This window comes from Microbulbifer maximicatervae (SeqCode), assembly GCF_052467615.1.
In genome coordinates this window covers 2,451,418-2,469,226 of the sequence record NZ_CP174319.1, presented here as the reverse complement: position 1 = coordinate 2,469,226, position 17,809 = coordinate 2,451,418, and the positions used below count along the sequence as shown (strand labels likewise).

Below are 17,809 nucleotides of genomic sequence, written 5' to 3'. Positions count from 1 at the left end.
TTCGGATTTTAATAAGTATAAAAGGTAATGTTCAGTGTGCAGCTCAATAAACAAACATAACGCCCAGTCCTTAGATTTTGAATCGGGAGAAATGGGAGCTGTATCATCAGGAGATACAGTTTGCGATTTGATCGAAAGACAAAAGCTAAAGAATCCTGATCAGGTCGTTATTGTCGATGGCAACACAGAAATAAATTTCACTCGCCTGATGAAACGGGTCGATGGGATTGCCGCTGAGTTGGTAAATCGAGGAGTTGAGCCTGGTTCCTTGGTTGGAGTCTGTATGAGTCGATCCTGGGAGCTGGTCGCGGCTCTACTTGGCGTAATGCGTGCAGGTTGTGCTTATGTCCCATTGGACCCAACTTATCCGCTAGAGCGGGTACGATATATGCTCGAGCACTCCAGAGCTGCCGCAGCAATTGTCGACTGTGACGATAACGCAAACTTGTGCCTTGGCGTGAAAGAACTGTTATGGATCGATGAGTTGCGAGAGCAGGCACCGGAGTTTCTACCGGAACATACCAGGCCGAAAACGAGTGATTTAGCCTATGTAATCTATACATCCGGCTCTACTGGAAGCCCGAAAGGGGTTGCTATCGAACACCGAAGCCTTATCGCTCTCAGTAAGTCCATGAGTGAGCTGTTGAGCGATGGAGAGCTAGAAGGCGTTTTGGCTTCGACCTCAGTTTGCTTTGACCCCTCGGTGATGGAAATTATCGGGACTCTTTCTCTGGGCGGCCGAGTTATATTGTCGAAGAATATTTTGGAGCTGCCAAAACTTCCCTTTCGAGAACAGGTGCGAACTTGTATCACCGTTCCATCTGCGGTTCAGGCTTTACTTTCGATAGACAAATTGCCTCAGGGAGTGCGTTGCCTGATTTTTGGGGGTGAAGTACTTAAGCAATCCCTGGTCGAGCAAATATACGCGGGGGCTGAACAACTGCGGATAATTAATGTTTATGGCCCCACAGAGGACACGGTTTACTCAACTTATACAGAAGTTAGCCCCGGTAGCGACCAAATTACGATTGGAAGGGCGGTTTCAAGTTCCCGTGCATATATTTTGGATGAGAGATTAGAGCCAGTTGCTCCCGGCGGGGAGGGGGAGTTGTATTTGTCTGGTGATAAGCTAGCTCGGGGCTATTTAAATGATGAGTATCTGACGGAGGAACGTTTTATACAGCAAGCTTCCAACCCCCGAATTGCCGATCAGCGCTTGTATAAAACGGGAGACCTGTGCCGATGGACAGCAAGTGGAGAAATAGAATACTTGGGGCGCGCCGATTGCCAGGTGAAGATTAGGGGCTATCGTATTGAACTTGAAGAAATAGAATCGGCAGTTGAGTCTATACCGGGCGTTGATGCTGCCGCTACTACCGTTATAGATGGCGGGGCGGGGCAGAAGATCCTGATGGCCTATATTGTTGCTAGCGAAAAGACAATCACCGAGGTAGCAGTAAAAGAGTTTCTTGAACAGCGCCTTCCTAAATATATGGTCCCCCAGTTTGTCAAGCACCTGCAAGAGTTCCCCTTGCTACCCAACAATAAGCTGGATCGCAAACGATTAGCACTCCTTGAAGCGGAGCTTGTCGTTCCAACTGAAAGCAGTTTGGCTGCAAACGATGATATTAATCGAAGCCGTGGAATGGGCGAGCACTTCGCAGGTTTATCAGTAGACAGCGAGGCAATTTTTACTTCAATTATCCAGGGTGAGGTGGCTTCCATCATGAATCACCCAAATCCGGAGGTTGTGCGCCCAGAGATAGCCTTCGACAAGCAGGGCCTGGATTCGCTGACAACATTAGAATTGGCCAGCCGATTGAGTCATTGCATTGGACACGCCCTATCTGCGCAAACAATCTTCGATTATCCCACGCCGAAGCTATTGGCTGGCTATATGCTTGATTTGACGGAAGGTAAGATCAGTAGTGAGTCAGCTAATGAGGTTGCCAAATCTGAAATTGATGCGCTGGCTAGCTTCCAGTCCCAGCTCCAGTTGAGCCATCCAACTTTTCAGGCCGCAAAGGCGTCATCCTGGTCTGCTTCTGACAAAAGTAAGTTGGTACAGGCGGTGATAGCCATGGCAAACAATCAGAAGAGGAATCCTTACAGTAAAGTTTTACGTACAGGTAGTGGGACGCACGGCACTGTTACAGATGTTTATAACGATGATACCCAGGATGCAATTATTTGGACGACCAATCTATACCTTGGCCTAAATAGAGATCAAGAAGTTATCGAACAGGCTTCATCCGCTGTACAGCTTTTCGGAACAGGAATGGGCACTTCAGCGGCGGCATCGGGCCTGACGGATCTTCACCTACAGTTTGAAACGGAGTTTGCTGATTTGGTAGGCAAGTCTGGAGCCTGCTTGTTTCCAACGGGTTATACGGCCAATGTCGGGGTGGTGGCAGGAATATTAGGTAAAGATGATGTTGTGGTTATAGACCAACTTTGCCATGCCTCAATTGTTGACGGTGCTCGTCTCAGTGGTGCCAAAATCAGAACTTTCCAACACAATAATGCCTCTGATCTGGAGTCAGTGTTGGAATCTGAAGCATCTCCCTACCGAACGACGCTAGTGGTTCTCGAGGGCGTTTACAGTATGGGGGAAGGTGCTGCGCCGGTAGCTGAAATCGTGCGTGCAGCAAAGAAATACAACGCCTTGACCTTAGTTGATGAGGCACACTCATTCGGTTTTTATGGTGAGCGTGGTGCCGGTATCTGTGCGGCTCAAGGTGTTACTGATCAAGTTGATTTTATTATGACAACACTCAGTAAGTCGCTCGGTAGCCTTGGGGGTGTGGTTGCTGCGAGTAAGGAGTACGTTGACTTGCTGAGGTCCTCAGCAAGGGCATATATCTTTCAGGCTTCTATCAGTCCTGCAGATATTGCAGCCGCATTGACTGCCTTGCGTCGGATTAAATCTGACGATGGACTGCGTGATCGATTGTGGGATACGACCCGCTATATGCGCCGGAAATTCGAGCAGGCCGGATACGATTTGGGAACAGGTGATGGGCCTATTATCACGCCCCGTTTTAAGGATAAAGATAAACTATACGGGATAGTCCAAGCGCTTTATCAGCGCGGTATTCAAACCTCGGCTGTCACATACCCGATAGTCGAGAGCGGCCGTGGCCGCCTGAGGTTGATCTGCTCGGCAGCTCACACCAGGGAGGATGTTGATAGGACCGTGGAAGCTCTTATTGAGGCTGAAAAAGAGGTTGATGCTCAATCCCAGGAAGCAAAAGAGGAAGCTATGGATTTGGGGCAAGCCCTCGCTGAAATTGGTGAGTGGGCAAATACCTTTTCTAACTTCTTACAGGAATATATCAATCGACTATCCAGCCCCGTGCCCAACTTGTGCTTGTCCGTGAGTGTTACTGAACAGTTTGAGCCGGTGAGGATTTTAATTGATGGCGGCAAAGTAATCTTGAGTGATCTCTCGGTCAACGACGTTCCTTTTTGCTCAGTAACGCTAAGAAACCAGAGATCTGTCACGGCCTTGCGGCTTCACGATGTTCAGTCGCTGCTTGATGATATTTGTACAGGTAGCTGCACCTTAAGCGGTCAGGTTGAGCCATTTATATGGTGGGTCGCCCGTATTCTAGATTTAAGTGTGGAGGTAAATAACCCTGTAGACTGTGGATTAGCTAGAGAGCAGGCGATTCATTAACTAATGAGGGGCGAGGTTTAAAGTTATGGGCCTTTCAGCTTATCCTGATGGGCCCATGTCTGTTGTCACTGGCGGAGTAGGTCAGTTACATATTTGCCTGGTTTTTCACTTTGCTACGCCTGGGAGTTTGCGCCAGCTCCAGCGGATTAAAACAAATACTAATATCGATGCAGCTGCTGTAATGTAAAACGGTAAGCGGATATCAACTTCCATTGCTATGCCCCCCGCGAGCGAAATCAAGCTTGCTACCAGCGTGAAGCCCGCAGTAGCTATTCCCATTACCCAACCCTGTTCCGTTTCATCGACACTATTGGCGAATATATTCAAGAGGGCGGGGTAAGCGAGCCCAAAGCAAAGGTACGCGAAGAACACACTGAGATAACATAGCCAAATATGGCTGCTGAATACGAAGACTAACGCGCTCGCTCCCATCACTAAGGCGGAAACTGTAACTACCAGGGGTTTAGTCCAGCGGGACAAAACAGGCTTGACCATAAAGAGGCTGGAAATTGCCACCGCAATACCCATAGTCAGCATGGCCATACTGGTTATTAGCAGGCCAGCTTGGAACCTACTGCTTAAATAGTTTGTGATAAATATATAAAAGCTGAGATGCACCAGCATGAAACAGAGGTAGGCAGGGCAAAGTCGGACAACCCGAGGGCGGTCCTTTAGATGTATAAACTGAGTAAATAGATCCAGAAAGCGAAGCCTAAGCTTCATCGGGGCTTGCCGGGTATCGTGATAAAAGGTCAGGATCAAAAACAAAGTAATAGCGACAAGTACCAGAGCAAAGTAAAAGGGCAGCTGGATACTGGCTATGCTCCCCAATAGCTCCCTGTCTGCCAGGGCTCCTGCCATAATCGGCCCAGCTACAGCCCCAGCACTCATTCCTGCTACCAATAATCCTAGGTTCTTGGAGGCCTCCAGCTTACTTTTGCTGGCATCAATCATTGCTGCTTGAGCGATAGGTTGGTTTCCCGCAGTAAAGCCGCTGATCACTCGTCCGAGAATAAGAAGCCAGAGACTATTGCTTAGCAAAGAGAGAACAGTGATCGCGTACCCGGCTATAGCCCCCACCAAACACAGCACCATGGCAGTTTTGCGTCCAATGCTGTCAGATAGCTTGGCGATATATACGGACCCAACAAACCACGCCAGAAAGAAGCTGCCGATCACAACTCCATAGTACAAGTGCCGAGTTGATTGTGGCGTATCAGTAGGTAGGAACTGGAATTTTGTCGACATAACCAGTTCATTGATGATCGGGAACAGCAATCCCTGACCCATCAGATCTACAAATACTACCGCCAAAAGGGCTAAACGGCACATGACAGACATAACCACTTCCTCCCCCAGCTTCAGCTTTGCTGCCTAAAGCAAGATAGCAGGTGATGAATAGGTGACGGAGCCTGTCATTGAGCAGCGTAAGCCAGGTAAGAGCGATAGAGCTATTTGAGACTAAGCGCACGGTTAGTTACCCGGGAATAAAGGCGGTTAAGACAGTTGAGGCTTGCTCTATATATCAGAATTCAAGAGAAGCTTCTCCTATTTCTGGAAGTGACGATCTATCTCTTTGATTTTTATAGGGTTGATAATGTTATAAAGAGCAGAAAAAGCAGGTAGATATATAGCGCCTGCTTTATATCTACCTGTTGAGAATTATGTCAAAGCTCTTAACTTTTTGATATTATTGGGTTTTTGAGGTTATCTTGAAAGAAGTGAGTAGAATTATATAGAAGGGTGATATAGAGACGCTTCTTTTGAATTAACTGTTGTACAAACCCGCTGCGCGGGAGTGGTGCCACTTTTAAATTATAAGAGGCATTTTAGAAAATGCATAACCGGGTATTGCAAAATATATTTTCTGCGTACAGTGGTTATTTATCTAAAACTGCGCAGCCACTAAAAAATTTAAAGGCTATCTCCTCGATACAAGAATGCCGTACAAAATCGATGGGAAGCAGTTATTATCGTTGTAAGCACAACCATGTCACTGAGCAGCATCATTCTTGTAGGCATAGAAGTTGCCCCCTTTGCTCAGGCAGAAAACAGCTCCAGTGGGTTGATCAGCAGCGTCGTAAATTATTTGATACAGAACATTTTCATGTGGTCTTTACTATACCTCATGAGTATCTGCCGATATGGCAATACAACGAGGAGAAGCTTACAGATATACTCTTTTTGTCGAGTAAAGAAACGCTATTTGAATTGATGGCAAGTAAGGACTATCACGGCGTAACCCCCGGGATGCTTATGGCTCTGCATACTTGGGGAAGACAGTTAACTTTACATCCACATATACACTGCCTGATCACCGCTGGCGGTTTGACTTTAAGAGAAAACTGGAAAGAAACAGGTGAGTATTTATTACCTGTGCGAGTGGTTAAGAGTCTTTATAGGGGAAAGTTTCAAGCGCTGTTACTAGAGCAGTATCGTGCTGGGCTAATCAAGCTGCCTCCCAGTTGGCCCATTGGCCAGTTTGATATTCTCTTTAAAGCTTGCTATCGCAAAGAATGGTCAGTTCGTATTCAGGATCGATATGAGCATGGACAAGGAGTGCTTCTGTATTTTTCACGATATATCAAAGGTGGCCCGCTGAAGCCAAAGCAGATATTAAACGTGGATCATAAGGAGCTGGAATTTCGTTATTTTGATCACCGTGACCAGCGACGCAAGCGACTAAGATTAAAGCCTCAGGAGTTCTTAAGACGTGTCTTGCAGCACATACCTCCAATAGGAAAACACATGGTACGGAGTTATGGGTTATATGCTGGGTGCAATAAGAAAAAGCACGATCTATGTAGTAATCAAGTGGGTTTAATGAAAGATCAACGACTCCCAGCTGGATTGCAAATCCAAGATCTGGTGGTAGAGTGTGGGCAGTGCCATGAATCTACAAAGTTGACTGGCAGAGTGTGGTCTAAGGCGAAAAAAGGAATTTCCTTTATAAAGAGGGCGGCTCGGCAAGATAGTGCCGGCGGGAATGTACAACATGGCGATGAACCAGACACTGCAGGAATGGGCCTCTTTAGTTCGGCCTAAATTCAATGCCAAGTCATTTTTTTACCGCCTGCAGTGCAGGTTATCTAAGCGTTAGGCAAGAATGAGATCGAGCTATGGAAGGTAATAAAGAAATAGAAATTGGCAGGACCGAAGAGTTCATATCTTACGACCTTGCTATTTTGAAGGATCAAGGTAAGTGGAAGAAATACTGCCGAGTTGTCGCTAATGCTATGTCTGCAATACCTTGGATTGGACAAATTCTATCGACCGGAGCTTCGGTCCATGGGGAGCGTGAACAAGGAAAAGTAAACGAACTACACGAAGAGTGGTTGAAAGTCCACAAAGCGAAAGTTGAGCATCTTATGTTGGCACTTGACGAAATGGCTGGTCGCTTAGATTCCGTTCATGAAAACTATGAGGAAAGAATACAATCTGACGAATACCTAGGCCTAGTTCGGCGTGCATTTCGATCTTGGGATGCGTCAGAAACAGAAGAAAAGAGAGCTTATGTAGTAAACCTGATTTCGAATGCTGCTGCATCACACCTTTGTCCTGACGATCAAGTTAGGCTTTTTAATGATTGGTTAGATTTGTACCATGAAATTCATTTCAAAGTTATCAGAGCAATCTATCAAAGCCCTGGAATCACCAGATTTGGTATATGGCAAACAGTTAGTCACGATATGCCCAGAGAAGATAGTGCTGAAGCTGATCTATTTAAACTCCTAATAAGAGATTTAAGCACTGGTGGCGTTATAAGACAGTCCCGGCAAACTACCCATGACGGTCAGTTTCAAAAGCAAAGCACTAAAGGGAAAAAGCGCACAGCGGGTAGCGGAACAATGGAATCTGCATTTGAAAATACTAAGCCCTATGAGTTGACACAATTAGGTGAGCAATTTGTTCACTACACAATGAATCAAGCAGTAAAGAGAATAGGTAATGCCTAACAAAGCAAAGCAGCGGATTCGCTTTGCTCTCCGCTGTTTGCGGCGTTAACTTTCACTATGAATAAAGTCACTGCCACAATTTTACTGATATTCCTGAGTTTTGGTTCTCATGCCGATAGCCCTTTGCCAGTTCCCAAAGCAAAGAGGGTATGTAACATCTTCGTTACTTATTGTGCTTATTTGGAGCCTGCGAAAGACACTGTGGTCTACAGCGTGGAGGGTAATTTCGAAACTAAGGAAATATACAAAATAAGTGGCTGGCACAGGTCCTTTCATATTTCTCCAAGTGGTGAGTACGTAGTGGTGGGTTACCCTGGGCTAAATCTTGTTCCAAAATCAGTAACACCTAACCAAGTAATGTTATCCATCTACTTAAATGGTAAGTTGCAACATGCCATTACTCTTAAGCAACTCTTCCACAATTTAGAATCGCTGGAGCCAACAGTTTCACATTATCAATGGGGTTCCATTACAAATGTTTCCAATTACGATGTGCGCCTCGAAACAGTTGAGGGGATTGTCTCGGTAGCTCTAGAGAGTGGAAAGGTCTATCGTGCACCAAAAAGTTAACAAGAGCAGGCACGATCACAAATGCAAGCATTTGCTGGACCTCCGCCGCGTTGCGGCTCCGGCCCGTGCTGCAGGCGTTAGCTGTAATTGGATTATGAGCATTGATCTAGAAAAAGTACTGAAGTTGTTAGCAGAAACAGACACTATAAATCTTTCTGTCTTAAATGAGACTTCTTGGTTTAACGTGACTTGGCTCTGTGGTTATATTTGGGTGTCATCTGCGCTAATAGCTAAAGAAACAACATTCGAGGATTTTCTTGCATCGGTTTTTAAAAATGATCCAACGGATCCCAACCTCCCGATTGATCGTTGGATTCCTCATTGCGATATTCGCGAGGTAAGCAAGGAAAAATTATTGTCACACCTCGATCATGCACGATCAGATCTGGCGGAGGCAAAATCAGAGGAAGGGTGTGAATTCCCTACCGTGGATATGCCTTTAAATGAAAGTAGTACTTTAAATTTACGAAGCTGCTATGAAATTGTAGGGATAACTAATCCCTGTAATAAACATCAATATGGGCCAACATATATCTATGTTTGGCGCTCTGGAGATTGGTATCATTACTGTGAAATACACAATGAGTCATAGCACAGCTAACGAGGCCGAGCACAGCGACAGTTTTTCCGTTGCGGCTTCGCCTCCACTACAAAGCTGCGCGTGTTGGCGGCGTTAAACCCTATTCATCATTATCGAAGAAATGAAATATGTTAAAAAAGGATATTAAGGCATTTTTTAAAGCCGTTAGAGCTGGCAATCTTGACTTAGTTAAAGAACTTTACAATCAGATTCCTGAACTTATTAATGCATGTAGCTCTTCTCCACCCAAAAAAGATGATGGGCAATCACCTTTGCACGTGGCTTATAAAACTGGGAGCTATGAGATAGCAGACTATCTTATTTCTAAAGGAGCTGATGTTAACTTTATTGAGCAATCTACTATAAACGAATGGAATGCTCCTGTTATTCATGACTGTATCAGGGGAGTAGCGTTTAATACTTATGCTTTGGCTGATAGTGAAAAGGATTTTCAAATTGCTCTAAAGGCTTTACAAAATATTATCGAGAATGGTGCATCTGTAAATTCTGAAGATTCATACGGCAATAGCTGTTTGGCAAGAGCAATATTAGATACTAGGCAAATAATAGGTAGAGAATTTACTGATAAACAAGCGAGTATTGTGTATTCACAGTTTAAGTCTCTATTTCGTGTATTACTTGAAGCAGGTGCTGACCCTAATATGAAAACACAAAAGAAGAAAACGGCTTACGAACTCATAGAGCAGTTTAAATTAAATGAATACAATCTGGTTTAACAAGGCCAAGCAACCTCAGTCGCTGCGCTCCCTGGACAGCCTTGCTGCTGCACTTTTTGTGCATGGCTTCGCCATTTTAGCACAAAAAACACAGCAACAAGTCTGCCGTTGTTGGCGGCGTTGTACAAACCCGCTGCGCGGGAGTGGTGCCACTTTTAAATTATAAGAGGCATTTTAGAAAATGCATAACCGGGTATTGCAAAATATATTTTCTGCGTACAGTGGTTATTTATCTAAAACTGCGCAGCCACTAAAAAATTTAAAGGCTATCTCCTCGATACAAGAATGCCGTACAAAATCGATGGGAAGCAGTTATTATCGTTGTAAGCACAACCATGTCACTGAGCAGCATCATTCTTGTAGGCATAGAAGTTGCCCCCTTTGCTCAGGCAGAAAACAGCTCCAGTGGGTTGATCAGCAGCGTCGTAAATTATTTGATACAGAACATTTTCATGTGGTCTTTACTATACCTCATGAGTATCTGCCGATATGGCAATACAACGAGGAGAAGCTTACAGATATACTCTTTTTGTCGAGTAAAGAAACGCTATTTGAATTGATGGCAAGTAAGGACTATCACGGCGTAACCCCCGGGATGCTTATGGCTCTGCATACTTGGGGAAGACAGTTAACTTTACATCCACATATACACTGCCTGATCACCGCTGGCGGTTTGACTTTAAGAGAAAACTGGAAAGAAACAGGTGAGTATTTATTACCTGTGCGAGTGGTTAAGAGTCTTTATAGGGGAAAGTTTCAAGCGCTGTTACTAGAGCAGTATCGTGCTGGGCTAATCAAGCTGCCTCCCAGTTGGCCCATTGGCCAGTTTGATATTCTCTTTAAAGCTTGCTATCGCAAAGAATGGTCAGTTCGTATTCAGGATCGATATGAGCATGGACAAGGAGTGCTTCTGTATTTTTCACGATATATCAAAGGTGGCCCGCTGAAGCCAAAGCAGATATTAAACGTGGATCATAAGGAGCTGGAATTTCGTTATTTTGATCACCGTGACCAGCGACGCAAGCGACTAAGATTAAAGCCTCAGGAGTTCTTAAGACGTGTCTTGCAGCACATACCTCCAATAGGAAAACACATGGTACGGAGTTATGGGTTATATGCTGGGTGCAATAAGAAAAAGCACGATCTATGTAGTAATCAAGTGGGTTTAATGAAAGATCAACGACTCCCAGCTGGATTGCAAATCCAAGATCTGGTGGTAGAGTGTGGGCAGTGCCATGAATCTACAAAGTTGACTGGCAGAGTGTGGTCTAAGGCGAAAAAAGGAATTTCCTTTATAAAGAGGGCGGCTCGGCAAGATAGTGCCGGCGGGAATGTACAACATGGCGATGAACCAGACACTGCAGGAATGGGCCTCTTTAGTTCGGCCTAAATTCAATGCCAAGTCATTTTTTTACCGCCTGCAGTGCAGGTTATCTAAGCGTTAAGTGTCATTATGGACGATAGAGCATTTACAAAATTAATTGAGTATCTTGAGAAAGTTCCAGCGATACGTGGTGCCATCGGAAAAGGTTCAGAAGTAGATGGCTGCTGGTGGGTGAAATTCGATATTGATATTCACCATCAATTTGCGTGGCACACCGTCCAGGAGCTTGGTCATGTTTTGAACTACATGTCAGTCAATGAGCGTCTGCCAACATCCTTTCACCCGGTGTCTCCACCACCTTATATGAATGGTGGCCCTGATGAGTTTCTATCTTGGGTAATAGAGTGCCATAACCCAGAATTTAAGCCTGGTACATGTGCTGAGTGGCTTGTTGGTCGTTTGCCAAATCCAGTAGAGGACTTAGGGCAATGGGCTACGGAGTAAAACACTTAACAAGGGTAGGCAACATCGCCAGCGCAAAAAGCGCGCTGGCTGGACGTCTTACGCTACGCTTCAGCCGCCGTTGCTACCGGCGTTATGTGATCAATAAGGAAGTATAGATGGGACAATCAGCTTCACAGGCTGCAGCATTTTATCGAGATGTAGCCAAGAATGGTAAGCTATGGACTTGCAAAGATGAGGGGGGGAATCCTGCCCCTTTAACGTCAAGTGGAAAAAGAGCAATGCCATTCTGGTCAACTCATAGTCGAGTTCAGAAAATTATAAAAAATGTACCTGCATACTCAATTTTTGAGCCACAAGAATTAACATGGGAAGAGTTTGAAAAAGAGTGGGCACCAAATTTAACTGATAGTGAGCTGTTAATTGGCGTAAACTGGAGTGGTAAAAATGCTACAGGTTACGACCTTGAGCCAAGTGATGTTATTGCTAATGTTAGCTATTACCTCGACAAAAACACATAACCAGTGCAGGCAAAATCGCCCGCAAGCGGGCTGGACCTCCCTGGCGGTCGGCCTTTGCTGCAGGCGTTAAATGCTTATGCAATACGAATCTGGAGAAGAAGTAAAATTGGGTGATATCGTTGAATACGATGTGGGCCCAAACGAATTCGTATCTGCAAATGTTGTAATGCTCGGAGAAGACTATTCTCACAGCGAACTAGAAGAAGGATTTTTGCAATGGGTTACAACAGACAACGTTTTAGAAAAAGATAATGTCGTTGTAGAAGTAGAGCATGAAAAAGACAGCTACATGTTTACAACGTTGTGTTGCTTCAAGCTGAAAAGACGAGCAGATGCCTAATCATGCATTTAACCAGGCTAGGCACCGGACTACGCACTGCGTGCTTCGCTCGGTGCTAGCGGCGTTAAACGGTAATCGTAGATATGAGTAAGAGAAAGGCATTTAGCTTCACGAAGGGTTATACGTTTATATTCGAAGAAGACGGAGCCGTAGTTGAGGCTTGGTTCAGTGCTCTCTCTGGACTTGAGAAAGTATTTGTAAATGGCGAGTTAGTATCTTCTCAAAGAAACTTATCAACTGATTCAACCAATAACTTTTCTATTGGAGAAAATGAATATTCGACAAATCTCAACGTGGTGAGCTTATTGAAGGGTCCGTTTGTATGCACACTAAGTAAAAACGGCAAGGAGTATAAGAGGCAAAAGCTAGTTTTTCCCAAGGCCGAACCATCGAGGAAAGGACTGCCTTTTATTATTAGGCTTTCGTTCTTCATTCTTTTAGGCGCATGCTTTGGCGTTGCCAGTTCTTATTCGCAGCTTTCCAAAGAGTCTATTTACGTGTTTATCGCTCTAATATTCGTAGTTGTATTCGCCTATCACTCCAAGAGCTACAAAGGAAAGGGGCCGGTGATTGAGCATGAAGAAATCGTTTAACAAGGCCATTAAATTCGTTTCGGTCGCAAAAGACGCGCCCTCCACCGGACTGCCTACGCGTTGCTTCGGCATCCGTTTATGGCGACGTTATGTGTTCACTCGCTCCAATCTAAGAGATTAGTTATGATCCCGTCTTTATTTAGGAAAATTGTTTGGAATGGAGGTGGGTATGATTATTACTATTTTTACTTCTCGTCAAGTGGCCATGTATTTTGGGATGTAAGCGACTTGATTGATGAATATCCACCATTAAATAAAATTACAAATAGCAGAAATCTTCAAGGTGAATATAATTTAATAAATAATCAAATTGATTTTTCGATAGACTTTTACGGTGAAGAGCCTCGTGTAAAACTATGTTTCACTGTAAGCGATGGAGGCGGTTTAGTTGCTGAGGATGAGGTATTAGATGCTGGTGGTTTATTAGCTGGCGAGTGGGAACGATGCATTAACTGCTAAAATATTTATATTATGCCAAAACGGCATTTACAATAATGTGGCAGCTGGATAAAGCCCACATAACAAGGCGCTGCAACCGACCTCCGGCAACTGTCACCTTTTGTGCATAAAACCCGCACAAAAGGCGGCAGTTACCTCCGGCGGCTGAGCGCGGCGTTAGGTGCCAAAGGAAAGATTGTGCCAGATAATGAAATTCTATTATTCCCAAACGAAAATGAATGGGAACAGGTGATTCAGAAGCGAAACTTGGCTGATTCTTCTCCCGCCGTCTACGCAATCGTTAGTGATGTTTCTTTTGGTAGGCTAGTTGGAACAAGTAATGTCTTATATATCGGCAAGGCTACTTGTCTTGGCGGTGATGGTGATAACACTAGGCTGTATGGTTATCGTTATCAGCCGTCAAACAGTAGAGATGGGCGGATACGCGAGTTAGCTATGCGAGCAGCAGAGCATGGTCACAATTTAAAATTGAAGTGGCTCGTAATGGATTCAGCAGAAAGTGCTGCGACGAAAGAAACTGAACTTCTTAGAGGTTTCATGAGGTTACATCTAGAAGTACCACCATTTAATAGTAAAGTAACATAAGCACCTAACAAACGCGTGCATTTGACCTCCGCTGCGCTGCGGCAAATGACGCGGGCGTTAGCCGTAAGAAGTAGCTCATGGATAAATACGAGATTAAAGAATTAATAGGCGATTACTTAGAAGGAATTGTATCCCTGGATAGTCTAGACGGGTTGATTCAAACGGTATTACTTGGTCCCGTTGAAACTAGTCAAGGACTACAACGCTATTACATTGATATAGATACTTTACTGCTTGATAATATCGATACTTCAGAGGCAATTTGGAGTCTTGGGGAAGATGAAACCTATAAAGGCAAAGAATCAGAAATTGTCTTTTTCGAAGAGTTAAACCATCTTCGGGGAGTAAGGAAAAGAATATTGTCTCAAGAGGATGGTATTGCTAAATGGCAGCGTATCGAGTTAAAAGTATTAAATAGAATCGATGAATTACATGGCTAACAAGTCACTCCAGCTGACGTTTTTTCCGTCGCTCCTTTTTGTGCTTATAGCACAAACGGACTCCTTCAAAAACGCAGCTGAGTGAAGCGTTAGAGCAATAAATGGACACTGAAGAAATTTCTTACCTGGTCATATATCTGGCAGTTCTAGCTGTGTATTTCTTTGTGTCTTTCATCACTGTAAGGTGGGGCTGGAGAAAGTTTGAGTACTTCAAAAGCGCAGTCAAAATTCCACTAAGAACCTGTCTAATTACCTTTTTCTTTGCACCGACAGTATTTGCGTGTGGAGCAGCAGCTTTTGTACCTTTCCCAATATTATTGATAAGTGAATTCGTCAGCGAGCCTTCTGCATGCTCTAGCCAACTTAGGTTTGCATTTCCTGTACTAGCTATTTTTTGGGCGGTATGTTTAGTTGTATACCTTTCAAAGTTAGCTATTTGTAGGCTTAGGTCATGAGTGCAATGTTCAGTCTAACAATCACAGGCAGTTTGCGCCGGCCCCTTATGAGGCCTCTGCGGGACAGCCTACGCTACGCTTCGGCCGCCCCTGCTGTGGTCGTTAACTGTACTGGTGAAATTATGACTAGAGGAAAAGGGATAGCATTGAGGCTCGCATTAGTGGTCGTACTTGCAACTGCTATTTCATTTTTCTTTGGAATTAGTTTCTATATGAGTGTTGTTATAGTTGCAGCTTTAGGAGTTTTTGGCGAAATGGTACATATGCCTGAAAATATGCCAGGAGCTACCGACAACCCAGAAGGAAAAGAAGCTCATCCAATTAAGGCAATGGCCATTGGGGTACTTGTTGTATTTGTTTTACTGTTTGTGGGTTTTCTGTTTCCAGAGGTATACCGTTATGGTTTCGGTACATACAGTTAACAAGCCGCAGCAATCGCTCCCTTTGGTCGCTGGGACAGCCAAAACGCTACGCTTATTTGTCTGCCCTTGTGTGGGGCGTTATTGTGGCGGCCGATTTTCAGATGTTCTGTAGCTACTGCAAGCATCAATCTCTATCTGAGCACTTTTTTCTGAGAGTTTTCCTGCAATTTGGTACTATAGTTTCGTTCCAGTGCCATCGTTTTAAGTCAGCAGGCCCTGCAAGCCAGCTACGCCATCATGGAGTGCCAATCAGATAGTTAACCGGTTGGGAAAGTATGGTATTTTCCCCTTTAAATTTATCGGGCAGTGGCCAGCCAAAGATGGCTGGTAGAGAGCAAGTAGGTGGTTCAGTGCGCGCCAGCCATAACCAGGCTAGTCAAGCTCGCCCAACCCCTCCGGGGCTGGGCTGGACAGCCTACGCGTTGCTTCGGCTGCCCTTGCTAGCGGCGTTATTGTGGCGGTCATTTTTTAGATGGTTTGTAGTTGCTGCAAGTAACAATCTCTACCTGAACACGCTTCGCCAGAGAGTTCTCCTTCAAACTGGTACCGCAGTTTCGTTCAAGTGCCTTCGTTTAAAGCCAACAAGTTCTGCAAGCCAGCTGCACCATTGTGGAGTGCCAATCAGCTAGTTAACTGGTGGGGAAAGTATGGTATTTTTCCCTGTAAATTTATCGGGCAGTGGCCAGCCAAAGTTGGCTGGCAGAGAGCAAGTAGGTCGTTCAGAGCGCGCCAGCTATAACCAGGCCAGGCAAGATCGCCCAGCCGGTGGCTGGGCTGGACAGCCTACGCTTTGCTTCGGCTGCCCTTGCTGGCAACGTTATGTTGCTTGAGAGATCGGGATGAAGACTTACCATCTATATAAAGACAAGAATAGTGATTCGCATTATCTCGTTTCCCATAAAAGGGATAAGGTCATTAATCACATTGAGAGTTCTTTCGAAAAAGCTATTAATAAAGAGTACAAAGCAATTTCTCGTCTTGTAAGCAAGCTTGCTGAAGAGCCCAAATGTCTTGGTATTATGGAAGATTTCCCGATTGGAGATGGAATCTTTGAGGCAAAGGATGGAGATCTCTTAGATATCTGGTTCTCAAAAAACACACTAAATAATGAGTTCCTGATCTTGGGTACAGCGCATACATTAGATGATTTTCATCAAGAAGCAGTAGAAGACTATGGTGATATGGTAGGATCGATATCTAGCCATAAGAAAGCCAGAGCTGTTTATATAAATGCAACATAACAAGGGCCAGCAACGGACCGTCAAACCTGTCACTTTTTGTGCGCTTCGCAGCACAAAAACCGCCAGCTTTGCCAGCCGCTGTGGCCGGCGTTATAGCTAATCGAGCATGGAACGATACGAAGTCACAATAAATAGAATCGCTCAAGGTGAAATTCCTGTAGAGCAAGGAATCGAGTGGTTTCAAGGCCTCCCTGAAGAGGCGCGGCATGACGCCCTACGGGATATGAACTTATGCATTCATCAATCTCATCCACGAGAGTCTGAAATTGAAGAAGGTATCAAGTTGTCCGGCTTAAAGGAGTCCTATACGCCCTGCGTAATAATGCGGAAGAACAATTTCAATAATGCACGGGCAAAGGTGCTAGCTCTGCCCAGCCATGAATGGCTCAAGGCCTTTAGGCTTTGGCTCGCGATATTTACCATTGCTGATGGCCGTAGAAGAACTACGGATTGTAGGGCTGGGTGCAATCATTGGTGGCATAACCTTGAAAAGCTATAACAAAGCAAAGCAGCATCGCCCACTTCGCGGGCTGGACAGCTTTTCCGCGGCTTCGCCGCTCCAAATCTGCCGCTGTTTGCGGCGTTATGCATCATGAATGAATGGAACCTGATCAAAGATTTTAGAAAGCATTTTTCTGCCTCTATGGTTGACGAAAATCATAGGCATGAAGATGGGCTATTGATGGGCCCTTTCGAGCCTCTCGTAGTCCACATTGATAATGAGCCTGTTGGATGTGTCGATTTACGAAAGGAGCCGAACACTGTCGACGGCTATGTAGAGTTAGCGTACATATTTATTTATGCTCAAAAACAAGGATATGCTGCTGTAATTTTAAAAAAACTATGTGAATTAGCCGACTTATATTGCTTAGAGGTTGAGCTAGATGCTGTGCCAGTAATCAAGTTCGGACAAACAATTTCGAGAGAAAAGCTGCATTCCTTATATCGTAGCTTTGGTTTCAAAAACAGTGAAGTCCTTGGCTCAAATATGATGACTAGGTATCCAAATGCATAACAAAGTTAGCCAACATCAGTCGCTTCGCTCCTTGGACAGCCTTGTTATTGCGCCAGCTGTGCATGGCTTCGCCATTGTTGCACAGCTGCCACAATAACAAGTCTGCCGTTGCTAACGGCGTTATGATTAAGAAAGTTTCTAGATACACGCTCTTAACTTACTTGGATTTCGGGGGCCTAATTGATTACATTTTTATACGTTATACTAATTATCATCCTGGCTGTCGGTCTTGAAATGGTCTATGAAAAAATTAGTAGAGTTGATCGAATATATAAAGCCGATGATACAATGGAGGCTATGGCTAATAGCGGTGTTAAAACTTCTCTCAGGCTAATTGGCTTTGGTTTGTTATCCATTATGATTGTTACTGGTCTTACCCAAAGGTTTAACTAAGTGCAAAACATAACAAATACAAGCAGGTTGCTGCGGG

The 17,809-nt window shown here is 44.6% G+C and carries 19 protein-coding genes; 18 read left to right on the top strand and 1 reads right to left on the bottom strand.

Features of this window, described 5'->3' with window-relative positions; translation table 11 throughout:
* Positions 1 to 127 precede the first annotated feature (127 nt).
* Entirely contained in the window at positions 128 to 3,679 is a 3,552-nt protein-coding gene (locus ACJJIM_RS11060) for an amino acid adenylation domain-containing protein (RefSeq protein WP_444913302.1), read from the top strand.
* Positions 3,680 to 3,784: 105 nt separating this feature from the next.
* Here ACJJIM_RS11060 and ACJJIM_RS11055 read toward each other — a convergent pair whose 3' ends face one another.
* Positions 3,785 to 5,020, bottom strand: coding sequence for an MFS transporter (locus ACJJIM_RS11055; protein WP_444913301.1), 1,236 nt, complete (start codon positions 5,018 to 5,020; stop codon positions 3,785 to 3,787).
* Positions 5,021 to 5,515: 495 nt separating this feature from the next.
* On the opposite strand from ACJJIM_RS11055, the gene ACJJIM_RS11050 reads away from it, so the two are divergent.
* From ACJJIM_RS11050 to ACJJIM_RS10970, 17 genes are all read left to right on the top strand, one after another.
* Positions 5,516 to 6,724, top strand: a complete 1,209-nt coding sequence (locus tag ACJJIM_RS11050) for an IS91 family transposase (protein ID WP_444913297.1) — start codon at positions 5,516 to 5,518, stop codon at positions 6,722 to 6,724.
* 74 nt (positions 6,725 to 6,798) lie between these two features.
* Positions 6,799 to 7,635 carry a hypothetical protein gene (locus tag ACJJIM_RS11045; RefSeq protein ID WP_444913300.1) on the top strand — a complete coding sequence of 279 codons (837 nt, stop codon included), beginning with the start codon at positions 6,799 to 6,801 and terminating at the stop codon, positions 7,633 to 7,635.
* Positions 7,636 to 7,692: 57 nt separating this feature from the next.
* Positions 7,693 to 8,205 (top strand): hypothetical protein, encoded by a 513-nt coding sequence (locus tag ACJJIM_RS11040; RefSeq protein WP_444912351.1) that lies wholly within the window; start codon positions 7,693 to 7,695, stop codon positions 8,203 to 8,205.
* Entirely contained in the window at positions 8,189 to 8,797 is a 609-nt protein-coding gene (locus tag ACJJIM_RS11035; RefSeq protein WP_444913299.1) for a hypothetical protein, read from the top strand. The genes ACJJIM_RS11040 and ACJJIM_RS11035 overlap by 17 nt, the downstream gene beginning before the upstream one ends.
* 116 nt (positions 8,798 to 8,913) lie before the next feature.
* The gene (locus ACJJIM_RS11030) at positions 8,914 to 9,522 is read left to right on the top strand and encodes an ankyrin repeat domain-containing protein (protein WP_444913298.1); all 609 of its coding nucleotides are present in this window, start codon (positions 8,914 to 8,916) and stop codon (positions 9,520 to 9,522) included.
* A gap of 181 nt (positions 9,523 to 9,703) precedes the next feature.
* Entirely contained in the window at positions 9,704 to 10,912 is a 1,209-nt protein-coding gene (locus tag ACJJIM_RS11025) for an IS91 family transposase (protein ID WP_444913297.1), read from the top strand.
* A gap of 63 nt (positions 10,913 to 10,975) precedes the next feature.
* A complete protein-coding gene (locus ACJJIM_RS11020) occupies positions 10,976 to 11,350 on the top strand; it encodes a hypothetical protein (protein ID WP_444913296.1) in 375 nt (124 codons plus the stop codon).
* A gap of 116 nt (positions 11,351 to 11,466) precedes the next feature.
* Positions 11,467 to 11,829, top strand: coding sequence for a DUF2750 domain-containing protein (locus ACJJIM_RS11015; protein WP_413662918.1), 363 nt, complete (start codon positions 11,467 to 11,469; stop codon positions 11,827 to 11,829).
* A gap of 76 nt (positions 11,830 to 11,905) precedes the next feature.
* Complete coding sequence (locus ACJJIM_RS11010) at positions 11,906 to 12,169, top strand: hypothetical protein (RefSeq protein ID WP_444913295.1); 264 nt, start codon at positions 11,906 to 11,908, stop codon at positions 12,167 to 12,169.
* Positions 12,170 to 12,252: 83 nt separating this feature from the next.
* A complete protein-coding gene (locus tag ACJJIM_RS11005) occupies positions 12,253 to 12,762 on the top strand; it encodes a hypothetical protein (protein ID WP_444913294.1) in 510 nt (169 codons plus the stop codon).
* A 123-nt stretch (positions 12,763 to 12,885) separates the two neighbouring features.
* Positions 12,886 to 13,221, top strand: a complete 336-nt coding sequence (locus ACJJIM_RS11000) for a hypothetical protein (RefSeq protein WP_444913293.1) — start codon at positions 12,886 to 12,888, stop codon at positions 13,219 to 13,221.
* A 177-nt stretch (positions 13,222 to 13,398) separates the two neighbouring features.
* Complete coding sequence (locus ACJJIM_RS10995; RefSeq protein WP_444913292.1) at positions 13,399 to 13,806, top strand: hypothetical protein; 408 nt, start codon at positions 13,399 to 13,401, stop codon at positions 13,804 to 13,806.
* Positions 13,807 to 13,883: 77 nt separating this feature from the next.
* Positions 13,884 to 14,246 carry a hypothetical protein gene (locus ACJJIM_RS10990; RefSeq protein ID WP_444913291.1) on the top strand — a complete coding sequence of 121 codons (363 nt, stop codon included), beginning with the start codon at positions 13,884 to 13,886 and terminating at the stop codon, positions 14,244 to 14,246.
* 577 nt (positions 14,247 to 14,823) lie between these two features.
* Complete coding sequence (locus ACJJIM_RS10985) at positions 14,824 to 15,123, top strand: hypothetical protein (RefSeq protein ID WP_444913290.1); 300 nt, start codon at positions 14,824 to 14,826, stop codon at positions 15,121 to 15,123.
* 839 nt (positions 15,124 to 15,962) lie between these two features.
* On the top strand, positions 15,963 to 16,364 hold the full coding sequence (locus ACJJIM_RS10980; protein ID WP_444913289.1) for a hypothetical protein: 402 nt from the start codon (positions 15,963 to 15,965) through the stop codon (positions 16,362 to 16,364).
* A 106-nt stretch (positions 16,365 to 16,470) separates the two neighbouring features.
* A complete protein-coding gene (locus ACJJIM_RS10975; RefSeq protein WP_413662929.1) occupies positions 16,471 to 16,863 on the top strand; it encodes a DUF5958 family protein in 393 nt (130 codons plus the stop codon).
* A 93-nt stretch (positions 16,864 to 16,956) separates the two neighbouring features.
* Positions 16,957 to 17,379: a GNAT family N-acetyltransferase gene (locus tag ACJJIM_RS10970; RefSeq protein ID WP_444913288.1), complete on the top strand. Its 423-nt coding sequence runs from the start codon at positions 16,957 to 16,959 to the stop codon at positions 17,377 to 17,379.
* Positions 17,380 to 17,809 lie beyond the last annotated feature (430 nt).